Source organism: Alkalibacterium gilvum (assembly GCF_900109085.1).
Classification (GTDB): domain Bacteria; phylum Bacillota; class Bacilli; order Lactobacillales; family Carnobacteriaceae_A; genus Alkalibacterium; species Alkalibacterium gilvum.
Genome location: NZ_FNYW01000015.1, coordinates 15,150 through 41,319, shown reverse-complemented (window position 1 = coordinate 41,319; position 26,170 = coordinate 15,150). Strand labels below are relative to the sequence as shown.

Below are 26,170 nucleotides of genomic sequence, written 5' to 3'. Positions count from 1 at the left end.
CCATTTCGAACACAGCCGTTAAGCTTCCCAGCGCCGAGGATAGTGAAGGGTTTCCCTTTGTGAAAGCAGGACGTTGCCGTGCAGCTCTTTTTTTTATTTTAAAAAGGAATATGGAGGTTTAGCTCAGTTGGGAGAGCATCTGCCTTACAAGCAGAGGGTCAGCGGTTCGAGCCCGTTAACCTCCATTTTAATTTTAGAGCCGTTAGCTCAGTCGGTAGAGCATCTGACTTTTAATCAGAGGGTCGCAGGTTCGAATCCTGCACGGCTCATTCTTAAGCGTAACAGTCCATTACAATGCGTCCTTAGCTCAATTGGATAGAGCACCTGACTTCGGATCAGGCGGTTGAGGGTTCAAGTCCTTTAGGGCGCGTTTAATTATTACAGATATAAAAGAGTCTTAGATTATTCTAAGGCTTTTTTTGTAATCTAAATTTGTAAACTAAACAAGGGGAATAATGTATATCGGTTCCGAGTAGCATCTCTCTTTTAATTATAAGTGTTTCTTGGTATAATTACTATTAGTCAAAGATAGTCAAGAATAAAATTAGAAATAAAGGAGGTAGCCTAAAGAGAAAGTATGAAGTTAATCTCTTTGAAATTATGGAAAATAAAAATATGACTGATATTATTGAAGCTTATTTGAAAAAAGTATTGAAACAAAAAGAGCAAGTAGAAATCAGACGTAGTGAAATAGCTGAGCTTTTCGATTGTGTTCCGTCGCAAATCAATTATGTTATCAACACCCGCTTTACGATACAAAAAGGTTATCTTGTAGAAAGTAAGCGTGGTGGTGGTGGATATATTCGGATTATCAAAGTTCAAGTACTTGATGAGTTAGATATGTTGAATACTATGGTTGAAATCGTAGGAAATAGCATTACTGAAAGAGATGCAAAATCAGTTGTCCAGAGACTATATGATGACAAGATTATTACTAAACGTGAAGCGAAATTGATGATAGTGGCCATGGACAAGTCACTTTATACGGGCAACCGAGTGACTGATAATCGTGTTCGTGCCAATTTATTACGATCGATGTTAGTTAATCTATGTTATGAAGAACCCAACAAGAGAAAGGCGGACTAGCCAATATGAATGAACTATTTACAGATAAAGCCAAAAAAGCACTATTGATATCCCAAGAGGAAGCCCAATCTTTCCGTCACAGTACTGTTGGTACAGAACATCTTTTACTAGGATTAGTAATTGAAAATGAAGGTATTGCAGGAATAACGTTAAGAGAGTTAGGTATAAATGAAGAAGATGTTAGAGATGAAATCGAACATTTTTCAATTTATGGTTCAAGACAGTTTGTAAAAAAACAAGCAATTTTACCGTACTCACCAAGAGCAAGACAAATTATTAAATATGCTACAGATGAAGCTAGAAGAATGAAACGACCATTAGTAGGAACAGAGCACTTATTATTAGGGCTTTTGAGAGATGAAAACATTTTATCTGCAAAAATTTTAAATAACCTTGATGTTAACCTAGCGAAGGCCAGACAACTGGTACTTAAAAAGCTAGGAACCAAAATGAAAAGTACGCGCAGTAAATTAAATAATAATCGTTCAAAAGGAAGCCAAGATACAAATGGTGGGACCCCAACGTTAGATTCGCTAGCCCGAGATTTAACCCAGCAGGCTCGCGAAGGACGTTTAGATCCAATTGTTGGAAGAGATAAGGAAGTAAAACGTATTATTCAAATTTTAAGCCGTCGAACAAAAAACAATCCAGTTTTAGTAGGAGAACCTGGAGTGGGTAAAACCGCTATTGCTGAAGGTTTAGCTCAAAAAATTATCGCAGGAGAAGTTCCTCCAGTTATAGCAGATAAACGATTGATGACTTTAGATATGGGCTCTCTTGTAGCCGGAACGAAATATCGCGGTGAGTTTGAAGAACGCATGAAAAAAATCATTGATGAAATCTATCATGATGGCAAAGTTATTTTATTTATTGATGAGTTGCATACATTAATAGGTGCAGGAGGTGCAGAAGGCGCTATTGATGCCTCAAACATCTTGAAACCTGCTCTCGCACGTGGAGAGTTGCAGACGATTGGTGCTACCACATTAGATGAGTACCAAAAGCATATTGAAAAAGATGCTGCACTTGAAAGACGATTTGCATCTATTCAAGTAGATCCTCCTACAGAAATGGAAGCAGAAGAAATTTTATTTGGATTAAGAGAACGCTACGAGGAGCATCATGATGTTTCAATAAAAGATGCTGCAATCCGAGCAGCTGTTCAATTTTCGGTACGCTATATAACGTCTAGACAGTTACCTGACAAAGCGATTGACTTGATGGACGAATCGGCTTCCAAAGTAAGAATGGATAATAGCGATACCCCGACGACTTTATCAAAAGAAACAGAAAAGCTAGACGATTTAGTCAAACAAAAAGAGGAGGCTATTCAGTCTCAAGATTTTGAACGTGCTGCACAAATTAGAGAAAAAGAAATGCGTCAACGAAAAAAACTTGAAAAAGTTATTAAAAAAGGTGAAAAAGAAACCGATGATCGATTGGAAGTGACATCTTCTGATATAGCCGAAGTTGTATCTCAATGGACGGGAATTCCTGTTAACCAAATGGAGCAGAAAGAAAGTGAACGTCTCTTGAAACTTGAAGAGGTGCTTCATGAGCGAGTTATCGGGCAGGAAGAAGCTGTCGTTGCTGTTTCAAAAGCAATCAGACGCGCACGAAGTGGTTTGAAAGATCCAAATAGACCAATTGGCTCATTCATGTTCCTTGGGCCTACCGGAGTTGGGAAAACAGAGTTAGCGAAAGCACTTGCTGAAGCAATGTTTGGTAGCGAAGAAGCATTAATTAGGGTGGATATGTCTGAATTTATGGAAAAATATAGCACAAGTCGTTTAGTTGGCTCACCTCCAGGATATGTAGGCTATGATGAAGGAGGACAGTTGACAGAGAAAATCCGTCAAAAACCTTACTCAGTCATTTTGCTTGACGAGGTAGAAAAAGCTCACCCAGATGTCTTTAATATTTTACTTCAAGTTTTAGACGATGGACTTTTAACTGATGGTAAAGGAAGAAAAGTAGACTTCAAAAATACCATCATGATTATGACATCAAACTTAGGTGCAACAGCTCTACGTGATGAAAAATCTGTTGGCTTTGGTGCTGTAGATAAGCGGTTTGATCATGATGCTATGGAAAAACGCATTCGTGAAGAATTGAAAAGTTCTTTCCGTCCTGAATTTTTAAATCGAGTAGACGACACCATTGTTTTCCAGTCGCTGAAAAAAGATGAGCTGAGAGAAATTGTTGAATTGCTAACTAAAAATGTTGTGGACCGAATAAACGAATTAGGGATTGAATTAAAAATTACGCGAGCTGCAATGGATGTTATTGCCAGTGAAGGCTTTGACCCTGAATATGGAGCGCGACCGCTTAGACGTGCTATTCAAAACAATTTTGAGGATCGCTTGAGTGAGTCTTTACTTGCCGGTGATATAAGTCTTGGAGATAAAGTTACTCTCGGAGCAACAAAGGGCGAAATCACCTTGAAAGTTAGGGAATCAAAAAAGAATGCTGGAAAGAAATCTGTAGCGAATAAATAGAAGAATATCAGCATTGTAACGAGTTGTTTGATCACTAGACAATTGAGTGGAAGATTTAATTTGTATAAAACGAATAGTTATGTTTAGTTTTATAGGGCCATCTTTGTTAAGATGTAATTAATCAATCAATTGACGAAAGGATGAAGAGAGTATGGACGAAAATAAGCAGTTAGATGATAATCAAAAAAATATATTAATCGGTGTTGGGGTAGCCTTCATATTTGGCTTACTTACACTCTTGTTTACTTCAGATAAAGCCAAGACAAAAACAAAGTCGGTAGTTAATCGCCAGAAAGCAAAACACTACGTTGGCAGTAAATTTAACGGAAATAAAAAAGCTAGAAATGTCGTAGACAACTTATCTGATGATGAAATCAATAACCTCCTTGGTACTGCCGACAAGGTGAAGGATTTAGAAAGTAAGTTTTCAAATATGACGGATGATCTTAAAGATTATGTGCAAGATAAGAAAAAAGAATCAAAAAAAGTTATGAACAAGCTTAAAAGATAAAAAAATAAAGAGGCGGAGACTATATAGTCTCCGCCTCTTTTACGTTTCCGACGTATTAATTCAAATGTGCCACACAGAGTAAACAAGCCTTTTCGTTGAGTGAAAATAGACAACAACAGTAATCACCTGCTTATTTATTCCAGTGATTCCGGGAAAGAACTTGTGATTTGTTCTTTGTTTACACTAATTATGAAATGATTAAAAAACTTAAAAGTAAGTCATTCATATTTTTTAATGACAAACCTGTTGAATCATAATAACGATCCATTCGATACTGCAACGTGTTTCTATGAATAAAAAGCTGTTTAGCTGCCACCGTGACATTTCCTTGGTTCTCCCATAAAGCAAAAATTAATTCTTTCCACTCAGGTTGTTTTTCAATACTTGTTTTCAAGGAGAGCATCAATGTGCTATGAGAGACAGCGTCTTTTGTGAAATACCTTAATGCCACATCTGAAAGAGAATTCATACGGTAATCAAGATGCCGGTATTCTTCTTGAAAAATGTGACGTTCCTCTCTGAATATAGTCTTTAAATGAGGATCAGATTCCCAAAATTGACCAATGTAGGCATTGGCACGGATTGAAAAATCATCCTCCAGTGTTTTTAACATACCAAATAATTCTTTTTGCTTAAGAGCTTTTGATGTATGTTTTTGAATAATTAAACAGGTATCTTCAGAAACAAAGAAGACGTCAAGAACAGATTCAAAAATATGTCCTACAGCATCTACCCAAGTAGAATAAGCGAAGTCAGTGTTTATTTTTTCCAGTACAATTTGAATTAAGCGCACTGGGATGTCTGTTGTTGGGGGATGTTCTAGGCTGCCATCTAAAAAATGAAACCATTCTGATTGAGAAATAGGGAAACTATCTGTTTGAGCTTCTTCTTTTAATAGATTTAGTATGTTCATTTCTCTATGACTTATATGCTCTGTTGGGATATGAATCCATTGGTTTTTATAAGAAATACGGAATGTATTCCCTTTTATGAAAGGTTTTTTACTTAACATTGCTTCAGGATATAATTTTTTTAACTTGGAAAAATCCACTGTATTTCCTCCTTGAATATGCTATTCTTAGTTTACCACTATCTAGAATGTTTAGAAACGTAATTACTATAGAAGTATGTATAAAATGGAGCGAGAAAATGACAGAATTTACAGAAATAGAAATAAATAAATGGATGAATGAGGCAATTAAAGAAGCAGAAAAGGCCAAAGCCATTGATGAAGTACCCATAGGAGCAGTTGTTGTTAAGGATAATAAAATAATTGGACGTGGGTATAATCAAAGGGAAACCTCTCAACGTGCAACGACTCATGCAGAAATGATAGCTATTGAAGAAGCAAATATAACATTGGGTAATTGGCGACTTGAGGACTGTCATTTATTCGTTACGCTAGAACCCTGTGTTATGTGTAGTGGGGCAGCTGTTCTTTCGCGATTAAAAAGTGTCTATTATGGTCCTGAAGATCCTAAAGGTGGCGCCGCTAAGACCTTGATGCATGTTTTAGAGGATGATCGTCTAAATCATCAGTGCGAGGTTTACAGTGGCATTATGGAGGAAGAGTGCCGATCTTTATTGACTACATTTTTCAAAGATCTCAGAGAAAGAAAAAAATTGGAAAAAAGAAAGAATAAAGACTCTTTATCCGAGTAAACCTTGGAGATAAAGAGTCTTTGCCTTATTTATTGGAGTTATTAGTCATATCATCGTTCTTCTGAACCATTTCATCAACGGCCTTAATAAGTGAAGAAGAAAAGTCAGATCCGAGTAGATTTAAAATAGCCTCAATAGTTATTCCACCAGGAGAAGAAACATTATCAATTAAATTCCAAGGCGAGTCTGAAGCGTCTTTAGCTGTTTTGCCACTACCCAAAACGGCTTGAGAAGTGATTTGGGTTGCTTTGTCTTTTGGCATACCATATTTTACAGCAGTTCGAGATAAAATGTCGATAAATAAAAAGACAAGCGCTGGTGAACTTCCCGCTAATGCAATAAAAATACCTAATTGGTCTTCTGGTATGACGACCACTTCACCTATCGCATTGAAGATTAGTTTCGCTTTTTCCATGTCTGCAGTAGAGATCTTATCATTTTCCACAAGGGCAGTCATTGATTCATTTACCTGTGCGTTTAAGTTAGGCATTGTTCTAATAATTTGCTCCGCTGGAATGTATTGATTGAGTTGTTCGCTTCCAAAACCAGCAACAATAGATAGTACCAAAACATTGGAAGGTATAGAAAGCTCATTCAGAACCTGATCGACTTGGTAAGGTTTTACGGATAGTAAAACAACATCTGAACAATCCAAGACTGCCTGATTTGACGCTAAACCATTTATTTCCCATTCTTGTTCAATGGCCATTCGGCTTTCTTTTGAACGTGTAGAAAAGGAAAGTTCTTTTTTTTCCAATATATTATTTGCCAATAAACCTGATGCGATGGATTTAGCCATGTTTCCAAATCCAATAAAACCAATTTTCATAATATCATCCCTTTTACTGTAGTTTATCATAATTTTGGTCATTCGTTTAATTATATTTCCAAAGTGAAAACCGCGCTAATTTTTTGTTATAATTATAAAGTGTATAAATAGAGAGGGTGGAATTAAACATAATGCAAAACAATAGCAACAAACCAAAATTAGATTGGGATACTTTAGGCTTTTCTTATATCAAAACAGACTACCGCTTTATAGACCGTTTTAAAGAAGGGCAGTGGGAAGAAGGCGCGCTTACAACAGATAATAAATTACATATTTCTGAAGGATCACCAGCATTACATTACGGGCAGCAATGTTTTGAGGGGATGAAAGCTTATCGGACAAAAGATGGGACAATCAATATATTTAGACCTTTTGAAAATGCCAAAAGGATGAGGCGTAGTTGTGAACGGTTGTTAATGCCATATTACCCAGAGGATGCCTTCGTTGAAGCTGTAAAAAAAGTTGTTAAGGCAAATGAGGAATTTATTCCTCCTTATGGAACGGGCAGCGCTTTGTATATTCGTCCATTTATGATTGGGGTTGGGGACAACATTGGACTCAAACCAGCTGAAGAGTATCTTTTTTCTATATTCGTCACACCGGTTGGTTCATACTTCAAAGGAGGATTGAAACCGTCAAATTTTTACGTCAGTACTTATGATCGAGCAGCACCCAAAGGTACAGGAGCAGCCAAGGTGGGTGGAAATTATGCTGCGAGTCTTCTCCCTGGAAAAGAAGCAAAGGAGCGTCAGTTCAGTGATGCCGTATATCTTGACCCGGCGACACACACTAAAATTGAAGAAGTCGGTGCGGCTAACTTTTTTGGTATCACTCAAGAGGATACATTCATAACACCTCAATCCCCGTCCATTCTGAACAGTATTACTAAGCGTTCTCTAATGTGGTTGGCGGAGAATCGATTAAATATGGAAGTCAAAGAAGGCGATATTTATATTGATGAACTGGATCGCTTCAAAGAGGCTGGTGCCTGTGGAACGGCGGCCGTAGTCTCACCAATAGGCGGCCTCCAAGTAGAGAATGATTTTCATGTTTTTTATTCAGAAAATGAAGTTGGCCCTGTAACAAGGGCATTATATAATGAATTAACAGGAATACAATTCGGTGACATAAAGGCTCCAGAGGGATGGATAGAAACAGTATCCTAATATGATACAAAACCTTCCTTTTTGATTAAACTATAAAATTCGTTATGATTAATAAAGAAGATAGAGGGGGGAATAAGGATGAGCTATGTAAAAAAGGTTTCATTATCGACACGAGATAAACAAGAACTAAAGTCGTTAGATACTTACCTCAACGAAGCACTAGAAGATAGTGGCATCAAGGAAGGAATAATGCTTGTCTATTGTCCGCATACCACTGCGGGGATAACAATAAACGAGAATGCAGATCCTGATGTGAGAATAGATTTAAAACGAGCATTAAATGACACTTTCCCAAACCATGATTATTTTGTTCATATGGAAGGAAATTCTGATGGGCATCTGAAGTCATCGCTTGTCGGGGCGAGTGAGTCATTGATTATTCACGAAGGAAAAATTATTTTTGGAACATGGCAAAGTGTTTACTTTGCAGAATTTGATGGACCTAGAACCCGTACGTTTTATATAAAAATTCTTGAAGGATAATTAAACTGTGTAGTCAAATGAGAGAGGCAAACGTCCTCTCTTTTTTTATTGAGGAGATCAGATTCAACTTTTCATAGTAAGGATGCTATCGCATTTAAATGTGCTTATGTAGAGTAATGATATGCTTGACTTATTTTACGTAAAGTATTAAACTTTGTTTAACTAATTAGCTAAATAGTTAAACAGAGTATAAAAACAAGGAAGAAGGTAGAAAAATGGGGGGCGTATTTAAAGCATTAGGGGATCCGACTCGAAGAGAAATACTTAGTTTGCTTCGAGATAGAGATAGGTCTGCTGGAGAAATAGCTGAACACTTTGAAATATCTAAGCCCGCTATATCCAAGCATTTGGACATTTTAAAAGAAGCAGAGTTAGTTAGTGCAGAGAAACAGGGATTATACCGAATATATTCGATTAATCTGACCGTGCTTCAAGAAACAGTAAGTGGTTTTATGGATTTATTCGAAAAGGAGTAGTAAATATGAAAAAAACAACAATTATTTGGCCGATCACACTTTTATCCGTAGCAATTATTGCTTTATCATTTATACAAGAGAAAAGTCAATCGAGCATTATCCTGATTGGTGTAGCGGTAATTATCGCGTTAGGTTTACTAGATATTTTTACACCACGTATTGCCAAGCTTTCTGAAACTAATCCCAAAGTAAAAACAATGAGACGACTAAACAGATTCTTCATTTTATTTTTCGCCGCATTATTTACCTTTATACTCTGGTATCCAAAAGCCCAGTTACTATTATCAAATAATGACAGAGGAATAACCTTTATAGTGGTATTAGTCATTATGGGAATTATAGGTAATACGTCACCTAAGTTACCATTTAATCGTTATATGGGGCTTAGACTTCCATGGACGATTAGGGATGAAGAAACGTGGAGAGTCGCTCATAGATGGTTAGGTTATCTTACATTTCCAATAATCATTATTATGCTGACGGCATTTTTACTTGGAGTAAAGGTAAACGACGTAGCAACGTATGGTATAATTACATGGATAGCTATCCCTGGCATTTATTCAGGATGGATATATTATAAACGTATGGGTGGAAAATAAATCAGCACCAATGAATGAAGCGATTCAGTCAAAATATGAAAAGTTAGTGATGAAAGAATGAAATAGTCTTGGCTTTTTACTAGCTTAATTGTTTCGTAAATTATAATACAATGTTATAATAGTAATGGTTTACAAAGATAAATAAGTACATTTAAATAGAAAGAAGGAGAGACATGCTAGAGGTAAAAAATATAAAGAAAACGTTTGGCTCGCTTACGGCAGTGGACGATTTGGAATTCAATATAAAGCCAGGAGAAATCATGGGTTTAATCGGTCAAAATGGTGCTGGTAAAACAACAACATTTCGAATCATTCTAAACTTATTGACACCTGACAACGGTCATGTTCTTTGGAATAATAAATACCTAACGACAGAAACCTTTAATAAAATTGGTTACCTGCCAGAAGAACGTGGCTTGTATCCAAAGGTAACGATTGAAAACCAACTGCTGTATTTTGCACAATTACGAGGAAAGAAAAAAAGTGAAATCAAACCTTTAATTGATCACTGGTTGGAAAAGTTTGATGTAAAAGGTAAAAAAACAGATAAAGTCAAAACATTATCAAAAGGTAACCAGCAAAAAGTTCAGTTAATCTCGACGTTGATACATCAGCCGGAATTAATTATTTTAGATGAACCCTTTAGCGGACTTGACCCAGTCAACGCTGAGCTTCTTGAAGATGGCATTCGTGAAGCTCAGGCAAATGGGGCAAGCATTATCTTTTCAAGTCATAATATGAATAACGTAGAAGAGCTGTGTCATAGCTTGATCATGCTGAAGGATGGTAGGCCTGTACTAAACGGAACAGTTAAAGATATCCGTCAGCAATTCGGGAGAACTAAGTTGTTCTTAGAATCTGATTTATCGCACGAAGACCTTAAACAGTTCCCAGGAGTGAAACAGGTAGAGAAAACAAGCGATAATATCGATATAGTGTACTTGACGGATACAGAAGATGGTAAATTAATATTTAATGAAGCAACTAAAAATGGCTATATTCCAACATTTAGTCAACAACCACCTACCTTAGAAGAAATATTCAAACGAATGGCTGGTGAAAACAATGAATAAATATTGGGTTATCACTAAAGAGGTTTATAAAAAGAATATCAAATCATTTGGATTTATAGCGATGGTATTATCTCCTTTAGTTCTAGTAGCTGTGGTAGCGGGTATAACCTATTACTTTTCTCAAGAGGAACAGACAGAACCTGATACACAGATTGCTGTAATATCTGAAAACGAAACAATTAACCAAATATTTTCATCACAAGACTGGGACTTCCAAATCGATGATGACATTAAGGAAGAATCCGAAGCAGAAGAAGCTCTGCTTGATGAGTCAATTAGTGGCTATTTAACTGCTGAAGTAGAAAATGGGACGGTAAACGCCGAACTTGTTTATACGGACGATTTTTCAGATCAGTCAAGCATTATTCAAGAAAGTTTATCTAATTTTCAGACAATGTTAAGAGCTGATGAATTGAATTTAGGGCAAGAAGACGTAGCAAAATTATCTGAACCAGTGACTTTGGTTGAGCAACATGTGGATATTGAAGAAGGCTCACTGACGGAAGAAGATTTTTCAGATACGATTGTGCAGCAAGGTAGTGCGTACTTTGTGAGTATAGCTATTATGATATTTATTATGACATATGCTGGGATTATTGCAGAAGAGGTCGCAAATGAGAAAGGCACGCGTATTATGGAAATTATTTTATCGAGTGCTAGTGCAACAAACCACTTCTTTGGAAAATTAACCGGAGTGATGCTTGTGCTCCTAACACAAATAACTATCTATGCTGTGATTGGTTTCGGTGCGTATATCTACTTCAAAGATGCTGATATCGTGCAAAGTGCTCTTAACCAAATAGACTTAGCCTCTATACTTCAAGAACTCCTAGGGTTTACAATCATCTTCTTTATCGCAGGCGTGTTAATGTACGTCGTTTTAGCTGCCTTCTTTGGCTCACTAGCTACTAAAATGGAAGATGTAAATAAAGCAGTAACGCCTATTGTGTTTATGGCATTAATCGGATTTTATATAGGGATATTCGCCTTTACTTCTCCTGATAATACATTTGTTGAAGTCTTTTCATATATTCCATTGTTCACGCCTTTCGTTATGCCATTTAGAATAGCTGCGGAAACCGTTTCAACATTGGGTATATGGTTATCAATCATTGGAACAATTGGATTCGCAATACTAATATCTTTCGTTTCCTTAGCGTTCTATCGCTCAAATGTATTGATATACTCAGACACGAATCTCTTGGGAACAATCAAACGATCATGGAGTATCATGCAAAGTAATAGAAAAGCACGTAAAAATAATAGTCAATAATATAAATAGGAAAGAGGCTGATTTTTCAGCCTCTTTTCTTGTGAGTTGATTTTTTATTTTGAATGCGCGCCCTTCCCGAGTTGTAATGAGTAGCGAAGGTCATACAAACATGAAATGCGCGCCCTTCCCGAGTTGTAATGAGTAGCGAAGGTCATACAAACATGAAATGCGTACCCTTCCCGAGTTGTAAAGAGTAGCGAAGGTCACACAAACATGAAATGTGTACCCTTCCCGAGTTGTAAAAAGTAGCGAAGGTCACATAAACAGCAAATGCGCGCCCTTCAAGGATTAAAAAAGACTCCGAAGGGTACAAAAGAATATCGAAAATCAAAAATGACGATATATAATCAAAAAACCAAGTCCTAGGCTTGGTTTGTCATTACTAAATTTAATGTATAGCTTTTGAGATTCCAACATTCTATTTATCTATAGCCTAGTAAGACTGGTCAAAGACGAATAGAGATGGTAAACTGTTTTATCATAAGGAGTGACAAGAATGAAACGATTGATGTGTCCAGTATTTAGTATCGGATTTTATATTCTGTATTTCATGATCCTTCAAGTTATTACTTACTTTCTACCAGAAACAGTTATCACAGCAGTTTTCGTACTATTATCCGTCTTTTTAATCATTCCGATTATTGCATCGAAGAGCAGTTCGCGAGTTATTAGAGCGATCAATGGTTTTGGATGTTCTTTTTAAATTTACCCTGGAAAAAAAATCCTACCTGTGCTATTATAGTAATTGCCGAGAGGCCACATGGCAATGGCGGACATACGAACCGTGTCAGGTCCGGAAGGAAGCAGCACTAAGTATCGTTCCGTCATGTGTCATGTGATTACATAGCCATGAATACTTGAAACATATTCATAGAAAGAGATACCCCTAACAATTGTTAGGGGTATCTCTTTTCCATTTAGTATAGCGAGCCTAATCTTTTTTATAAGTATCTTCTAAACGTCCCATCCAGAAGCCAAGGGCTAACCCTAAAAAGAAAAGCAGAATAACGACGCCATAATCAAGTACAGAAAGCCCGTTGTACATATCAGCTGATGGAGCAATAATTATAGTGGAAGCAACAACGACACCAAAGACAAAGTGAAAAACAGTAGCATAAGCAATATCTAATAAATATTGAATAGCTTTTGCAAAAAGAAAGATACAAATGATTGCTCCAACAGCTACGGGAATTAAAACTGAAAAATCTAACACACGAATAGCTTTCGTTAAAGGCTGATATAAATTCAGATAGATTAAAAAATTTGAAGGACTTAACCCTGGAACAATAAAGCCAGAAGCAAAAATAGCACCCGATAGTAACCAAGTCACACTGTTTTGCTCAACCTGTAAATCAAGGTTTTTATTTGCCCATAACAATAGAATGAACATAACCACACTTGAAATAACAGCTAAATAAATATGATGAGCCTTTCTTCCGTTTTTTCCTGCTTCACGATACAAGGTAGGGAGAGTTCCAATAATTGTTCCAATAAAGGCCCAAAGAATGTGAACAGGGTAGTAATCTAGACCGTAATTTAAAGGATAAGCTAAGACAAACACGCCGAGAACCGCGCCGATACCAACAGGGAGAAAGAACTTTATTCCTTTCATAAACTGATTGGTAATATCTGAAATAAATAAGATAAGCGGTTTATACAAACCAAAAACAGCTGCCAAGGCGCCACCGCTGACTCCCGGAAGAATCGCTCCAGATCCAATAAGTGTGCCTTTCAACACACGTAGAAGCCAATCGATAAGTTGAGAACGACTTGATTCTTTATGCTTTTTCATCGGCGGTTACTCCTTTATGCTTCAGTAGTCTATTTTGGAAATTAAGTTTAATTAAGATCTTAAGTTGGAACTAGTTTACCAAACTATGTTCTAAAAGGGAAAGAATGTGTGTTTAATTAAGCGCCAACCCTTGCGTATATAGCAGTCAGTGATTTTTTAGAATAGAAAAAAGCAGGAAAATAAAGACACTATCAACTTTATACTTTCAAGATTAAAATATTAAAATAAACTTTGGAATTAAACAGAAATTGACCTATAATGGTTAAGAGACTGATTTACTGAGAAAAGAGGGGAAACATGAGCTATCAAGCATTATATCGTGTCTGGAGGCCTCAGCAATTCAAGGATATTGCCGGCCAAGAAGCAGTGACTAGAACTTTAAGAAATGCATTGAGTCATGGGAATACGAGTCATGCCTATTTGTTTTCTGGACCACGGGGAACCGGGAAGACAAGTGCTGCAAAAATATTTGCCAAAGCAATGAACTGTAAAAACCCAAAAGATGGTGAACCGTGTAACGAATGTAACCTTTGTCAATCAATTACACAAGGTAAACTTGGTGACGTTATTGAAATCGATGCCGCAAGTAACAATGGTGTAGAAGAAATACGTGACATTAGAGAGAAAGCAAATTACGCACCGACAGAGGCAGAGTATAAAGTGTACATCATAGATGAAGTCCATATGCTTTCAATGGGTGCCTTTAATGCCTTACTGAAAACACTTGAAGAACCACCCATGAATGTTGTTTTCATTTTAGCAACAACAGAACCACATAAGATTCCGTTAACAATCATATCACGAACGCAACGATTTGATTTCAGACGTATTTCAGCTCAAGATATTATTAAAAGAATGACCTATATATTAAATGAAAAAAATATTGAATTTGATCCTGATGCGCTTATGAGTATTGCTAAAGCAGCAGAAGGCGGCATGCGAGATGCATTAAGTATTTTAGATCAAGTCATCTCATTTTCTGATGGCGCAGTTACCCTTGATGATACGCTGAGGATAACAGGAAGTGTCACGCAAGAATTGATGATTGACTATATCTCAGCAGCCTTGAATCATAACACTGAAAAAGGACTGGAACTGCTTCATCAAATGATGCAAGAAGGAAAAGATGCAAATCGCTTAGTCGGCGACGTTATACTCTTTTCACGTGACATTCTCATATACCAGAAAACAAAAGATGAGAATCTGTTGAAAATGAGTAAAGTAGATGATCGTTTTAATACACTAATTGCTGAGGCTCAGCCTGAAAAAATTTATGATATTATAGAAATCATGAACCAAACACAGCAAGAAATGCGCATCTCGACGCATGCAGAGGTATACTTAGAAGTTGCAACGGTTCGACTTGCTCAAGTTAAACCAGAAATAGCAACGGACTCTGCCCCAACGACTACAAGAGATACTGATGAAAGTCAGGAACTAAGAACGCTTAAAAACAGATTGAATCAAATGCAAAAAGTCATTGAGCAAATGCAGCAAAATGGTGTAAACAATGAAGCAACTAAAACACCAAAACGTAAACCTGCAAGAAAAAATGCAGGTCAAACTGTATTTAAAGTTAATCGACATCAGGTTTTTGGTATACTAGAGCATGCGACAAGAAATGACTTGGCTAAGTTGAAAGATCTCTGGCCTGATCTGATTAATGCCTTATCGACTAGTCAAAAAGCAATAATGAACACATCTAAGCCAGTCGCCGCAAGCCCAAATGGTTTGGTCGTTACATTCGATTATGATATTCTATGTGAGAGAGCCGCCAATGATACCATATTGATTGATGCGGTGGGCGATTACTTAGAAAAAGTTATCGGACATCGGGCGGACATGGCAACCGTTCCTTCTAATCAATGGTTGGAGGTACGTCAGGCATTTATTGATCAAATGAAAAATGATGGTCAAGAAGAAACGGATAACCAAGAAAAAGAACAAGCACCAAAAGAAACAGAAGAAGTGGATGCTGTGGTTAGTGAGGCAGTTAATCTCTTTGGGAAAGAAAACGTAACAATCACCGACTAAATTAAAGAAAAGGATGATGAACATGCGTGGAATGGGAAATATGCAAGGTATGATGAAAAAAATGCAAAAAATGCAGAAAGAAATGGAACAAAGTCAGGCTGAGTTGAATGAGAAAGAATTTACTGGAACGGCGAATAACGACTTGGTAACCGTAACATTTACTGGAGATAAGAAATGTAAGAATGTTTCAATCAAAGAGGAAATCGTTGATCCGGAAGATGCAGAGATTATCGAAGATTTAGTCTTACTTGCTGTCAATGATGCTTTAGGAAAAATTGACACGGAAACAGAAAAAACCATGGGTAAATACTCTAAAGGTCTAGGTATACCTGGAATGTAAACATTCAGATAAAGAATGAAAGCCTCAATTAAATTTGGGGCTTTCTTTGAGAAAGGAAACAGCTATGCATTATCCAGAACCAATCGCACAACTAATGGAAAGCTATATGAAATTACCAGGAATTGGAGAAAAAACAGCAGCACGCTTAGCTTTTTACACGGTCAATATGCAAGAGGAAGACGTTACACGCTTTGCAAAATCATTGATCAGTGTGAAAAGAGATTTACAGAATTGTTCTATTTGTGGAAACATGACACAAAATGATCCCTGTGATATTTGTGAAGATAAAAACCGGGACCAATCTGTTATTTTAGTGGTAGAACACACCAAAGATGTAATCTCGATGGAAAAAATGCAAGATTTCAAAGGCTTATATCATGTGTTACATGGCGTATTGTCACCTATAGAAGGGACTGGGCCAGAGGATATCAATATACCTGTTTTAATTAAGCGTCTACAAAAAGATGAAGTTAAAGAAGTCATCCTTGCGACCAATGCCACAGTTGAAGGTGAAGCAACAGCCATGTACCTCTCGCGTCTTATTAAACCATCCGGTATTAAAGTCACTCGTTTGGCACATGGCTTATCTATCGGCAGTGATATTGAATATGCTGATGAGGTGACCTTATTGAAAGCTGTAGAAGGCCGAAGGGAAATGTAGGTGTAAGAGAATATTGTTTAATAGAAATAAAAAATTACAACAAACGTACGACGAAAAGCTTATCGACTTAATACAATCGCAAAAAAGACTCTGTGATGAGTGTCAGCATATCGAAAAAGTAATTGTTGATAAGCATCCAGAATGGCAAGCACATTATGATTTACAAAAATCATTGTATTTCTATTTATTTAAAGAGGCTCGGATAAGAAAAATAAATGGAGATATTCTGAATTGAATACATTGTTTACTGAAGCCGATGACTATCATCGGCTTTTTTAGTTAAAAAATGATACTTCAACTTTGCGTAAAGAATGTGTCTAACTTTATTAGAGTTATATAATTATTTTTATGAAAACGTTGACAAAGATAAGCATGTAGACTAGACTATTAGATACGGGTGATTATAAACAGTAATTATACGATTATATTTTTAAATGAGTACATATAATCGCTTTTCAATAAAGCTGTGAAACCTTCTAAATGTAAAGGGATACAGTTTTGTGATTAGTACGTATTTTTATAAACTCTATATATTTACTATGTCAATATAGCTATAAAGGAGGGTTTTGAGGTTCAGTAAATCGTACATAATAAATAGCAGAGTAAATAACTTTAAGGAGAGAATTGAATGCGCAAGAATTGGAGAAAGAAGTATAGTTTTTCCCTAGCAACAATGCTTTTGTTGAGTTCATTTGCACAGACGGCAGCGCCAATATCGGCATATGCTGAAGGAGAGAAAGAGTCTAATACGACTGAGGTAACCGAGGATAAAGCGAAAACCGAAGTTAAAAAAGATGAAGAAAAAGTAGAGACTGAAACACCGGAAGTTACTCCTGAAGAAACAAAACAAGAAGAAAGTAAGCCAGAGTTACTTGCTGCTGAATCTACAATCACTGTAGCTGAAGCGATTGCGCGTGGTAACGATGAGGCTAAAGCAAAAGTTGAAGGCTATATTATTGGGAATGCTACAGGTAGTAACAAATTAGCGGATCCTGGTTCTGAATCAGATACTAATATTGTTCTTGCTGATAATCCAGAGGAATCAGATTCGTCGAAATGGATCAGAGTAAAATTAGATGGCGCTGACCGTAATAATTATGGTTTAGCATCCAACCCTAGATATAAAGGGAAAGCAAAAGTTGAAGTTTCTGGGAAGTTAATGGCATATTTTGGAGATTCAAATGGATTGAAAGAAGTTTCAAATATAGAAATCCTTAATCCAGATGAGATTCCTGCACCACCAGAGCTAGACCTTTTAACACTTGCAGAAGTGCGTAAGCAAGAAACGGGAGAAGTTAAAACAAAGGGTGTAGTAACTGCTAAGTTAAAAAACTCGATTCAAATTCAGGATGATACAGGCGCTATTGCAGTTAGACCGACTTCTCTTGATGTAGAATTAGGGGACGAAATTACTGTTAGAGGGAATTTAAATACTTATAATGGTTTGTTACAACTTCAAGGGGCTACAATTGAAGAAGACGTTAAAAAATCGAGCGTCCCTGAACCTATTAAACTTAAGGCTGCTGACCTTGGTGCTCATCAGTCAGAATTAGCTGTTATGGAGAATATTGAAATTGTAAAAGCTGGTGGTAAAAACAATACAGGAAAAGACGAAACTGGAACAGAATTTACTATTTATGACGAGAATGATGTTCTTGGTTTAACTGAAGGAACTACCTATGAATCAATCACTGGCATTGTTTCTGATTTCAATGGTGTTCAATTGATTCCACGTGATGCACAAGACGTGATTCAAGATTCAAGTATTGTTCAACCCGTATTTGCAAGTCCGCAAAGCGGCAATATACCTGCAGGTACTGAGGTAGTCTTAAGCTCTTCAACTGATGAGGCTAAGATTTATTATACGACGGATGGAACGAATCCAACTAAATCAAGTACAGAGTATACAGGCCCAATTACAATTGATAAAGATATGACTATTCAAGCTATTGCTGTAGTTGAAGATCGTATGAGTGAGCTTGCTGAATTTAATTATACTGCGGTAGATATTTCAGAAGGAAATAAAATACATGAAATACAAGGATCTAAACACTACTCTCCAATGCAAGGGGAAAGAGTTTACAACGTCAAAGGTGTTGTGACATATGTTTATGATATAAAAGGTGCTCAATATTTCCATATGCAGACACCGGAAGGTCAAGATGATGGCGATAAGAACACGTCAGAAGGGCTCGTTGTATATTTAGGAACTGGAAGTAACTATGAAGTTGGAGACCTTGTACAAGTAACGGGTACGGTTTCTGAATATCAAATCGATGGATATGGAAGTAAAGAAGAAGATGATCTTCCAATTACAGAAATCAATGCCCGCGATGATAAAGGCGGAATTGTTAATGTTGTAGAATCAAATGTTGAATTGCCAAAGGCTATCAAACTTTCTTCAACCGATTTACCGGATAAAATAAAAGAAGGAACATTAGATAATTTTGATCCTGAAGCTTATGCGCTGGACTATTGGGAAACATTAGAAGGTATGCGCGTTGAAGTTCAACCTTCAAAAGCTGTAGCACCTCAAGATCATGGGGATTTATTTGTTGTAACAGAAGATTACAATCCTTCCAATGTTACAGCTAACGGTGGAATTAGATTAATGGATGACACGCCAAATACTGGGTTGATTCCATTTAAAGTTCAGCCAAATGGGCCTGCCCGAGACTTAAAAGTTAAAACTGGAGATAAGTTTACAAAAGCTCTTACAGGTGTTGTAAACTATGGGTTTGGCAACTATAAAGTTTATGCCGATTTAGGCGATGTGGAAGACGCTTTAGTTCAAACTGAAATGCCTAATACTGAAACAACAATCAAAAAAGATGAAGATAAGCTATCTGTTGCCACATATAACGTTGAGAACTTCTCAGCAAATGTGGGTGAAACATCAGAAACGAAAGCAACGAAAATTGCTGAAACATTCGTAAAAGATATGAATGAACCAGATATAATTGGAATTGTTGAGATCATGTCTAACCAAGGTTCAGATTCAAAAACAGCAGAAGCCAGCGAAAGTTATCAACGATTAATTGATAAAATTGTTGAAGCTGGTGGACCAATTTATGAATTTGCAAATATTGATCCTGAATACAATAAAGATGGAGGTAAACCAAGCGGAAATATCCGTGTAGGCTTCCTTTACAATCCAAAACGTGTTTCAATGATCGATAAAGACAAAGGTGGGTCAACGGATGCTGTCGGTTATGAAAACGGTGAGCTTACTCTTAACCCTGGTCGTGTCTCTCCAACAGACTTCCCAGGCACAAGAAAACCATTAGCAGCTGAATTTGAATTCAAAGGTGATAGTGTCGTTGTTATCGCTAACCACTTGAACTCAAAAAGAGGGGACCAAGGCTTCTTTGGTCAAAATCAGCCACCAGTAATGGGAAGTAGAGATGAACGTAAGCAGTTAGCACAATCTGTTAATACGTTCGTAGATGAAATCTTAGCCGATAGTCCGGATGAGAATATCGTAGTTCTTGGTGATATGAATGATTTTGAAACATCTGAACCATTACGAATACTAGAAGGCGGTGTGTTAACGAACTTAGTGGAAGAAGTTCCTGAAGAAAGACGTTACAGCTATGTCTATCAGGGTAACTCACAAGTTCTAGACCATATTTTAGTATCAAACAATATGGCTGATACAGCAGACATTGACATGATTAATGTAAACTCTGATTATACGGATATGCACGGTCGAGCAAGTGACCATGATCCTGTCTTAGCACAACTAGTATTAGGTGATACATCAGCACAAGAAAAAACCTTTGCAATGTCAGTCATGCATATGAACGATACGCATGCACGAGTTGAGAATTATCCATATATGGTTTCAGCCGTTAAAGAATTTAGAGGAGAGAATCCCGATGCATTACTTGTTAATGCTGGAGACGTCTTCTCGGGCACATTGTACTTCAATGAGTTTGAAGGACAAGCAGATTTAGCTTTGATGAACCTAATGGGCATAGACGCAATGGCCTTTGGTAACCATGAATTTGACTTAGGCGATTCAGACAACGGACATCAAGCATTAGCGGACTTTATAGATGGGGCAAACTTCCCATTCTTAGGAACGAATGCTGACTTCTCCAAAGATGATAAGTTAAAAGGTTTTGAGTCCAAAGAAACATTGGCAGAAGATCCTGAAGATGGAAAAATTTATGAAACAATTGTCAAAGAAATCAATGGTGAAAAAGTAGGTATCTTTGGATTAACGACAGAAGATACTAAGAATATTTCTAGTCCTAACAATGTTGATTTCTCAGACTTTATTACAGCTGCAGAAGAGGCAGTACAAGCCTTTGAAGATGCAGGAATTAATAAAGTTATGGCAGTTAATCACTTAGGATTCGATTCAGCTCCAGATATTGGTAATGACATGCGTCTCGCAGCAGAAGTTCCTGGTATTGACATTATCGTGGGGGGACACTCTCATACAGCACTACCTAAGGCACAGGTTGTTGAGAAAGATAATGAAGGTAATGACAAAGCACCAACAGTCATTGTTCAAGCAGGCCAATATGCTGAAAACCTTGGAAAATTAAACATTGAATTCAATGATACTGGTGAGATTGTTGAGTTTGAAGCGATGTTAGAACCGTTATTACCAGAAGAAGACAGAGACACTGGTGAAGTGACAACACCATACGTCGCAGATGAAGAAGCATTAAAGGTCATGCAAGAATATAAAGACCAAGTTGATAAAATTGCAAACGAGGAAACAGGAGCAGTAGCTGTTACGGATCTTGAAAACCCAAGACATGGTGAAGGCGATGAAATGAGTGTTCGTGCAAACGAAACACGCCTAGGTAACCTAGTTACTGACGCAATGCTTGCAAAAGCTCAAGAAAAATTCCCAGAAGCGGTTATTGCATTCCAAAACGGTGGCGGTATTCGTACGTCAATCGATCAAGGTCCAATTACAACGGGTGAAGTCATTTCAGTATTACCATTTGGTAATAACCCAGTTATAGCAGACCTATCTGGAGAAGAAATCAAAGAATTACTTGAGCATGCAGTAAGAAAAGCACCAGAAGAAAACGGTGGATTCTTACACATATCAGGTATGAAATACTACTATGACAGCACAAAAGATGCAGGTGATCGTGTTGTTAAAATGTATATCGATAAAGATGGTGACCTCGAAGAAATCAAGCTAGATAAAACATATAAGGTCACAACAAACGGCTTTACAGGTCAAGGTGGAGATGGATTTGAAACCTTTGCTAAAGCCTTTGCAGATGGCCGTGTTAGAGATATTGGTGAAGAAGACTGGCAACAGTTAATCGACTATATGGTTGAAGAAGAATATCTTGGCGGTACAGTTGATCCAGAAATCGAAGGAAGAATTACTGATCTAGAAGGTGGCAACCTGCCTGATGATGGGACTTCTGATGAAAATTACTCACTCTCAGTCATGCATATGAACGATACGCATGCACGAGTTGAGAATTATCCAAGTATGATTTCTGCAATCGATGAATTTAGAGGAACAAATCCAGATGCTTTACTCGTTAACGCTGGAGATGCCTTCTCAGGCACATTGTATTTCAATGAGTTTGAAGGACAAGCAGATTTAGCTTTAATGAACTTAATGAATATCGATGCAATGGTCTTTGGTAACCACGAATTTGACTTAGGCGACTCAGACGAAGGGCATCAAGCATTAGCTGACTTTATAGATGGGGCAAACTTCCCATTCTTAGGAACCAACGCTGACTTCTCCAAAGATGATAAGTTAAAAGGTTATGAGTCCAAAGAAACATTGGCAGAAGATCCTGAAGATGGCAAGATTTATGAAACAATTGTCAAAGAAATCAATGGTGAAAAAGTTGGTATCTTTGGTTTAACGACAGAAGACACTAAGAATATTTCTAGTCCAAATAATGTTGATTTCTCAGACTTCATTACAGCTGCAGAAGAGGCAGTACAAGCCTTTGAAGATGCAGGAATTAATAAAGTTATGGCAGTTAACCACTTAGGATATGATACAGCTCCAGATATTGGTAATGACATGCGTCTCGCAGCAGAAGTTCCTGGTATTGATATCATTGTGGGGGGACACTCTCATACAGAAATACCTAAACCTCAAGTTGTAGAGAAGGATGAAAAAGGCAATGACAAAGCACCAACGGTTATTGTCCAAGGTGGTCAATATGCAGAAAACTTAGGGACTTTAAATGTTGAATTTGATGCTGATGGAGAAATCGTTAGTCATAATGGTGAACTACTAGCTATGGAAAATTATGAAGACGATGAAGAAGCACTCAAAGTCATGCAAGAATATAAAGACCAAGTTGATAAAATTGCAAACGAAGAAACAGGTGCAGTCGCTGTTACAGCTCTTGAAAACCCAAGACATGGTGAAGGCGATGAAATGAGTGTTCGTGCAAACGAAACACGCCTAGGTAACCTTGTTACTGATGCAATGCTTGCAAAAGCTCAAGAAAAATTCCCAGAAGCAGTTATTGCATTCCAAAATGGTGGTGGTATTCGTACCTCGATCGACCAAGGACCAATTACAACAGGTGAAGTAATCTCAGTATTGCCATTCGGTAATAACCCAGTGATTGCAGAACTTTCTGGAGCAGAAATTAAAGAGTTGCTTGAGCACGCAGTCAGACAAGCACCAGAAGAAAACGGTGGATTCCTGCACGTATCAGGTATGAAATATTACTATGATAGCAAGAAAGAAGCGGGCAACCGTGTTGTTAAGATGTACGTTGATAAAGACGGTGAATTAACAGAAATTAAACTTGATAAAATGTATCAAGTAACGACAAACGGCTTTACAGGCCAAGGTGGAGATGGATTTGAAACCTTTGCTAAAGCCTTTGCAGATGGTCGTGTCAGAGACATTGGTGAAGAAGACTGGCAACAGTTGATTGACTATATGGTTGAAGACCGCTATCTTGGTGGTACAGTTGACCCAGAAATCGAAGGAAGAATTACAGACTTAATGGGTGAAGATTTACCAGACGACGACGGAAACGACGGATCTAACGGAAACGACGGAGCCAACGGAAACGACGGATCTAACGGAAACGATGGAGCTGATGGAAACGACGGAGCCAACGGAAACGATGGATCAGACGGCAAACCAGGTGAAGACGGAGGCAACGGAACTGATGGAGCCAACGGAACTGACGGAGCCAACGGAACTGACGGTAAACCAAGAGAAGATAAAGATGGTGAATCACTACCTTCTACCGCTACGAACACATATATGTATTTATTATTAGGTGCATTTTCAACGGCTATTGGCGCAGCGTTGATATTGTTCAAAAAGAAATTTTCTAACTAATAATTAAATAGAATGACAGGCTGAAGACAATAATCTTCAGCCTGTTTTTTTGCGAAAAATCCTCTAATCAACGTTAGGTGGAATGGTAGTGACTGATATAAAAATATACGTCTTAGCAAAGAAATTAAGGATCGTTTATAAGATGCAAGCATCAGCTTTTTAAGTCGATGTTTTAAAACATAGAAAAAAGAGGTAATCTGACGTATAATGGTTATAGAACTTAATAGTAGATGGAGGAAGTTTAGTGAGCGGACTATTTATTACAATTGAAGGACCAGATGGTGCTGGGAAATCGAGTATTGTTAAACGATTAAGTAAAAAAATACAGGAAACCACAGCAACACCGTTAGTCGTTACAAGAGAGCCAGGCGGTGGCGAAATAGCTGAAAAAATAAGGGCTCTTTTGCTAGATCCAATACATACAGAGATGGATGATCGAACAGAAGCGTTGTTGTATGCAGCTGCACGACGTCAGCATATTATAGATAAAATTATTCCTGCACTAAAAAGAGGCGATATCGTTTTATGTGATCGTTTTGTTGATAGCTCTATAGCTTATCAGGGGCAAGCGAGAGGAATAGGCATTGAGGAAGTTAAAGCTATCAATGAATTTGCGATTGAGGGACAGAAACCAGATGTAACTATATATTTGGACATTGAAGCCGAAGTAGGACTGAATCGCATAAAAGATAAAAATTCAAACAGAACGCAAGATCGCTTAGAATTAGAAGAAGTGGCTTTTCATGAAAAAGTGAGGCAAGGTTATTTAACCTTAATTGAAGAGGAACCCAACCGCTTTGTATGTGTGGATGCGAGTCAAACTGAAGATGAGGTGTTCCAAGATGTTTGGAATGTTCTTGAAAAGAGAGTATAAAAATAATAACAAGAGTGGAGGCAAATAAGATGAAATTAGTCGTTGCAATTGTTCAAAACCAGGATAGTAAGCGCCTAGCTGATGGATTTGCTGAAAAGGGTGTACGCGCGACGAAACTATCTTCGACAGGCGGATTTTTAAGAGCAGGGAATACAACTTTTTTAGTGGGTGTTGATGATAAAAAAGTAGAAGACACACTGGAACTCATAAAAGAGAACTGCTCAACTCGTAGTCAGACAATGATGAGTCCCCCTTCTTACGACTTCACTTTGGAATCAGATTTAACTTATCCGGTCAATGTTGAAGTCGGTGGAGCAACAATTTTTGTATTACCAATCGATCAGTTTTTACAATTTTAGAAGTAAGGGAGACGGATTATGTCTACCAAGGGAGCTAAGCAACCAGAAATTCAAGAAAATTTTTCGAAATTAATCGGAAAAGGAACAATACAACATGCCTATCTTTTTGAAGGCGCTGCTGGTACAGGGAAAAGCGAAACAGCATTATGGCTTGCGCAAAGTCTCTTATGTCCAAATTATTCTGAAGGGCCCTGTCAGACTTGTCATGTCTGTCAAAGGATTTCATCACATCAACATCCTGATGTCGTAGAAATAGAAGCTGAGGGCCTTTCTATTAAAATAAATCAAATAAGAGAATTGAAACAGGAAATTACCAAAAGTGGTATGGAAGGACTTAAAAAGTTAATTGTGGTAAAAGATGTTGAGAAAATGACAACACAAGCCGCTAATAGCTTATTGAAATTCCTTGAAGAACCTGATGGTGATATTACTATTATTCTCATCACAACAGCCAAGCATCGTTTATTACCAACGATATTATCTAGAGTACAATTGATTCACTTTCCTCAATTGTCAAAAGAACAGCGTATCCAAACGTTGCTAAAAGAAGGGCTTACGCAAGAACAAGCTGCCGTTCTCAGTCAGCTAACAAGTGATACTAATCAAGCAATTGAGCTTTCAGAAAATGAAACACTTACTAGCCTTATTGATGCCATGTGGAAATGGTATACTCATTTATCAAAGAAAGATGAGCAAGCATTTATTTATGTTCATACAGATATCATGCCTTTAGTTAAAGGGAAATCAGAATATCACTTGGCCTTGGATCTGTTTTTAGTTATATTACAAGATATTTTAAATAGTCAAATCTCCAAAGACTATCATGTAGGTTATTTAAAACACCAAAAAACAATTCATACTGAAGCCGAGCGTTTAAGTGCTGGAACATTAGCAGATTTAATGGAAATTATTTTAAATGGAAAAAAATATTTAGATCGGAATGTGGCAGCCCAGGGAGTGTTTGAACAGGCTACTTTACAGATGTTAGCGGTCATGAATAAGACGATTTAAGAGTTAAATAACTGAGAATGTCTATTTGGATTTTTCATGGTAATCTGGTATGCTAGTTAAAGATGTGAAAGGACATTTCTTCGGTCCAAACATCACTGACAAATAGTTTAAGTAGATTAAAGAAGTGG

Annotated in this window: 22 protein-coding genes, 3 tRNA genes and 1 other RNA gene; 23 read left to right on the top strand and 3 right to left on the bottom strand. The window is 37.3% G+C overall.

Annotated elements, in window-relative coordinates; all coding sequences use genetic code 11:
* Positions 1 to 112 precede the first annotated feature (112 nt).
* The 6 genes from BMX83_RS05380 to BMX83_RS05355 all read left to right on the top strand — a co-directional run bounded on the left by BMX83_RS05380 (position 113) and on the right by BMX83_RS05355 (position 4,095).
* A tRNA-Val gene (locus BMX83_RS05380) sits at positions 113 to 185 on the top strand.
* Positions 186 to 196: 11 nt separating this feature from the next.
* Positions 197 to 269 (top strand) — tRNA-Lys (locus tag BMX83_RS05375).
* 27 nt (positions 270 to 296) lie between these two features.
* Positions 297 to 370 (top strand) — tRNA-Arg (locus BMX83_RS05370).
* 230 nt (positions 371 to 600) lie between these two features.
* The gene (locus BMX83_RS05365; RefSeq protein ID WP_091634388.1) at positions 601 to 1,086 is read left to right on the top strand and encodes a CtsR family transcriptional regulator; all 486 of its coding nucleotides are present in this window, start codon (positions 601 to 603) and stop codon (positions 1,084 to 1,086) included.
* Positions 1,087 to 1,091: 5 nt separating this feature from the next.
* Entirely contained in the window at positions 1,092 to 3,584 is a 2,493-nt protein-coding gene (locus BMX83_RS05360) for an ATP-dependent Clp protease ATP-binding subunit (protein WP_091634385.1), read from the top strand.
* A gap of 151 nt (positions 3,585 to 3,735) precedes the next feature.
* On the top strand, positions 3,736 to 4,095 hold the full coding sequence (locus BMX83_RS05355) for a hypothetical protein (RefSeq protein ID WP_091634382.1): 360 nt from the start codon (positions 3,736 to 3,738) through the stop codon (positions 4,093 to 4,095).
* A 187-nt stretch (positions 4,096 to 4,282) separates the two neighbouring features.
* Here BMX83_RS05355 and BMX83_RS05350 read toward each other — a convergent pair whose 3' ends face one another.
* On the bottom strand, positions 4,283 to 5,146 hold the full coding sequence (locus BMX83_RS05350) for a helix-turn-helix domain-containing protein (protein WP_091634380.1): 864 nt from the start codon (positions 5,144 to 5,146) through the stop codon (positions 4,283 to 4,285).
* A gap of 98 nt (positions 5,147 to 5,244) precedes the next feature.
* Between BMX83_RS05350 and tadA the strand changes: the two genes are divergently transcribed.
* Positions 5,245 to 5,757, top strand: a complete 513-nt coding sequence (tadA, locus tag BMX83_RS05345; RefSeq protein WP_091634377.1) for a tRNA adenosine(34) deaminase TadA — start codon at positions 5,245 to 5,247, stop codon at positions 5,755 to 5,757.
* 25 nt (positions 5,758 to 5,782) lie between these two features.
* Here tadA and proC read toward each other — a convergent pair whose 3' ends face one another.
* A complete protein-coding gene (gene proC, locus BMX83_RS05340; protein WP_177170509.1) occupies positions 5,783 to 6,586 on the bottom strand; it encodes a pyrroline-5-carboxylate reductase in 804 nt (267 codons plus the stop codon).
* 131 nt (positions 6,587 to 6,717) lie between these two features.
* Between proC and BMX83_RS05335 the strand changes: the two genes are divergently transcribed.
* The 8 genes from BMX83_RS05335 (at position 6,718) to ffs (ending at position 12,500) form a co-directional block, all read left to right on the top strand.
* Positions 6,718 to 7,752: a branched-chain amino acid aminotransferase gene (locus BMX83_RS05335; RefSeq protein WP_091634372.1), complete on the top strand. Its 1,035-nt coding sequence runs from the start codon at positions 6,718 to 6,720 to the stop codon at positions 7,750 to 7,752.
* 78 nt (positions 7,753 to 7,830) lie between these two features.
* Positions 7,831 to 8,235, top strand: a complete 405-nt coding sequence (locus BMX83_RS05330) for a secondary thiamine-phosphate synthase enzyme YjbQ (RefSeq protein ID WP_091634369.1) — start codon at positions 7,831 to 7,833, stop codon at positions 8,233 to 8,235.
* 215 nt (positions 8,236 to 8,450) lie between these two features.
* On the top strand, positions 8,451 to 8,711 hold the full coding sequence (locus BMX83_RS05325) for an autorepressor SdpR family transcription factor (protein WP_091634367.1): 261 nt from the start codon (positions 8,451 to 8,453) through the stop codon (positions 8,709 to 8,711).
* A gap of 5 nt (positions 8,712 to 8,716) precedes the next feature.
* Complete coding sequence (locus tag BMX83_RS05320) at positions 8,717 to 9,310, top strand: SdpI family protein (RefSeq protein WP_091634364.1); 594 nt, start codon at positions 8,717 to 8,719, stop codon at positions 9,308 to 9,310.
* 173 nt (positions 9,311 to 9,483) lie between these two features.
* Positions 9,484 to 10,383, top strand: coding sequence for an ABC transporter ATP-binding protein (locus BMX83_RS05315; protein WP_091634362.1), 900 nt, complete (start codon positions 9,484 to 9,486; stop codon positions 10,381 to 10,383).
* Positions 10,376 to 11,656, top strand: a complete 1,281-nt coding sequence (locus BMX83_RS05310) for an ABC transporter permease (RefSeq protein WP_091634359.1) — start codon at positions 10,376 to 10,378, stop codon at positions 11,654 to 11,656. The genes BMX83_RS05315 and BMX83_RS05310 overlap by 8 nt, the downstream gene beginning before the upstream one ends.
* A 496-nt stretch (positions 11,657 to 12,152) precedes the next feature.
* Positions 12,153 to 12,359, top strand: coding sequence for a hypothetical protein (locus tag BMX83_RS10740; RefSeq protein ID WP_143059491.1), 207 nt, complete (start codon positions 12,153 to 12,155; stop codon positions 12,357 to 12,359).
* Between the two features lie 51 nt (positions 12,360 to 12,410).
* An RNA gene (gene ffs, locus BMX83_RS05305) (signal recognition particle sRNA small type) lies at positions 12,411 to 12,500 on the top strand.
* Positions 12,501 to 12,587: 87 nt separating this feature from the next.
* On the opposite strand, the gene BMX83_RS05300 is transcribed toward ffs, so the two are convergent.
* Positions 12,588 to 13,448 (bottom strand): DUF368 domain-containing protein, encoded by an 861-nt coding sequence (locus tag BMX83_RS05300; RefSeq protein ID WP_091634357.1) that lies wholly within the window; start codon positions 13,446 to 13,448, stop codon positions 12,588 to 12,590.
* Positions 13,449 to 13,745: 297 nt separating this feature from the next.
* Here BMX83_RS05300 and dnaX point away from each other — a divergent pair, with 297 nt between their 5' ends.
* The 8 genes from dnaX to holB all read left to right on the top strand — a co-directional run bounded on the left by dnaX (position 13,746) and on the right by holB (position 26,042).
* Complete coding sequence (gene dnaX / locus BMX83_RS05295) at positions 13,746 to 15,482, top strand: DNA polymerase III subunit gamma/tau (protein ID WP_091634354.1); 1,737 nt, start codon at positions 13,746 to 13,748, stop codon at positions 15,480 to 15,482.
* Between the two features lie 22 nt (positions 15,483 to 15,504).
* Positions 15,505 to 15,822, top strand: coding sequence for a YbaB/EbfC family nucleoid-associated protein (locus BMX83_RS05290; RefSeq protein ID WP_218141925.1), 318 nt, complete (start codon positions 15,505 to 15,507; stop codon positions 15,820 to 15,822).
* A 64-nt stretch (positions 15,823 to 15,886) separates the two neighbouring features.
* Entirely contained in the window at positions 15,887 to 16,483 is a 597-nt protein-coding gene (gene recR / locus BMX83_RS05285) for a recombination mediator RecR (RefSeq protein WP_091634350.1), read from the top strand.
* A 13-nt stretch (positions 16,484 to 16,496) separates the two neighbouring features.
* Positions 16,497 to 16,718, top strand: a complete 222-nt coding sequence (locus BMX83_RS05280; protein ID WP_177170508.1) for a YaaL family protein — start codon at positions 16,497 to 16,499, stop codon at positions 16,716 to 16,718.
* A gap of 393 nt (positions 16,719 to 17,111) precedes the next feature.
* The gene (locus tag BMX83_RS05275) at positions 17,112 to 23,798 is read left to right on the top strand and encodes a 5'-nucleotidase C-terminal domain-containing protein (protein WP_091634344.1); all 6,687 of its coding nucleotides are present in this window, start codon (positions 17,112 to 17,114) and stop codon (positions 23,796 to 23,798) included.
* A 244-nt stretch (positions 23,799 to 24,042) separates the two neighbouring features.
* Positions 24,043 to 24,672, top strand: a complete 630-nt coding sequence (tmk, locus tag BMX83_RS05270; protein WP_091634342.1) for a dTMP kinase — start codon at positions 24,043 to 24,045, stop codon at positions 24,670 to 24,672.
* Between the two features lie 29 nt (positions 24,673 to 24,701).
* Positions 24,702 to 25,031, top strand: a complete 330-nt coding sequence (locus BMX83_RS05265) for a cyclic-di-AMP receptor (protein WP_091634339.1) — start codon at positions 24,702 to 24,704, stop codon at positions 25,029 to 25,031.
* Positions 25,032 to 25,049: 18 nt separating this feature from the next.
* On the top strand, positions 25,050 to 26,042 hold the full coding sequence (gene holB / locus BMX83_RS05260; protein WP_091634336.1) for a DNA polymerase III subunit delta': 993 nt from the start codon (positions 25,050 to 25,052) through the stop codon (positions 26,040 to 26,042).
* Positions 26,043 to 26,170 lie beyond the last annotated feature (128 nt).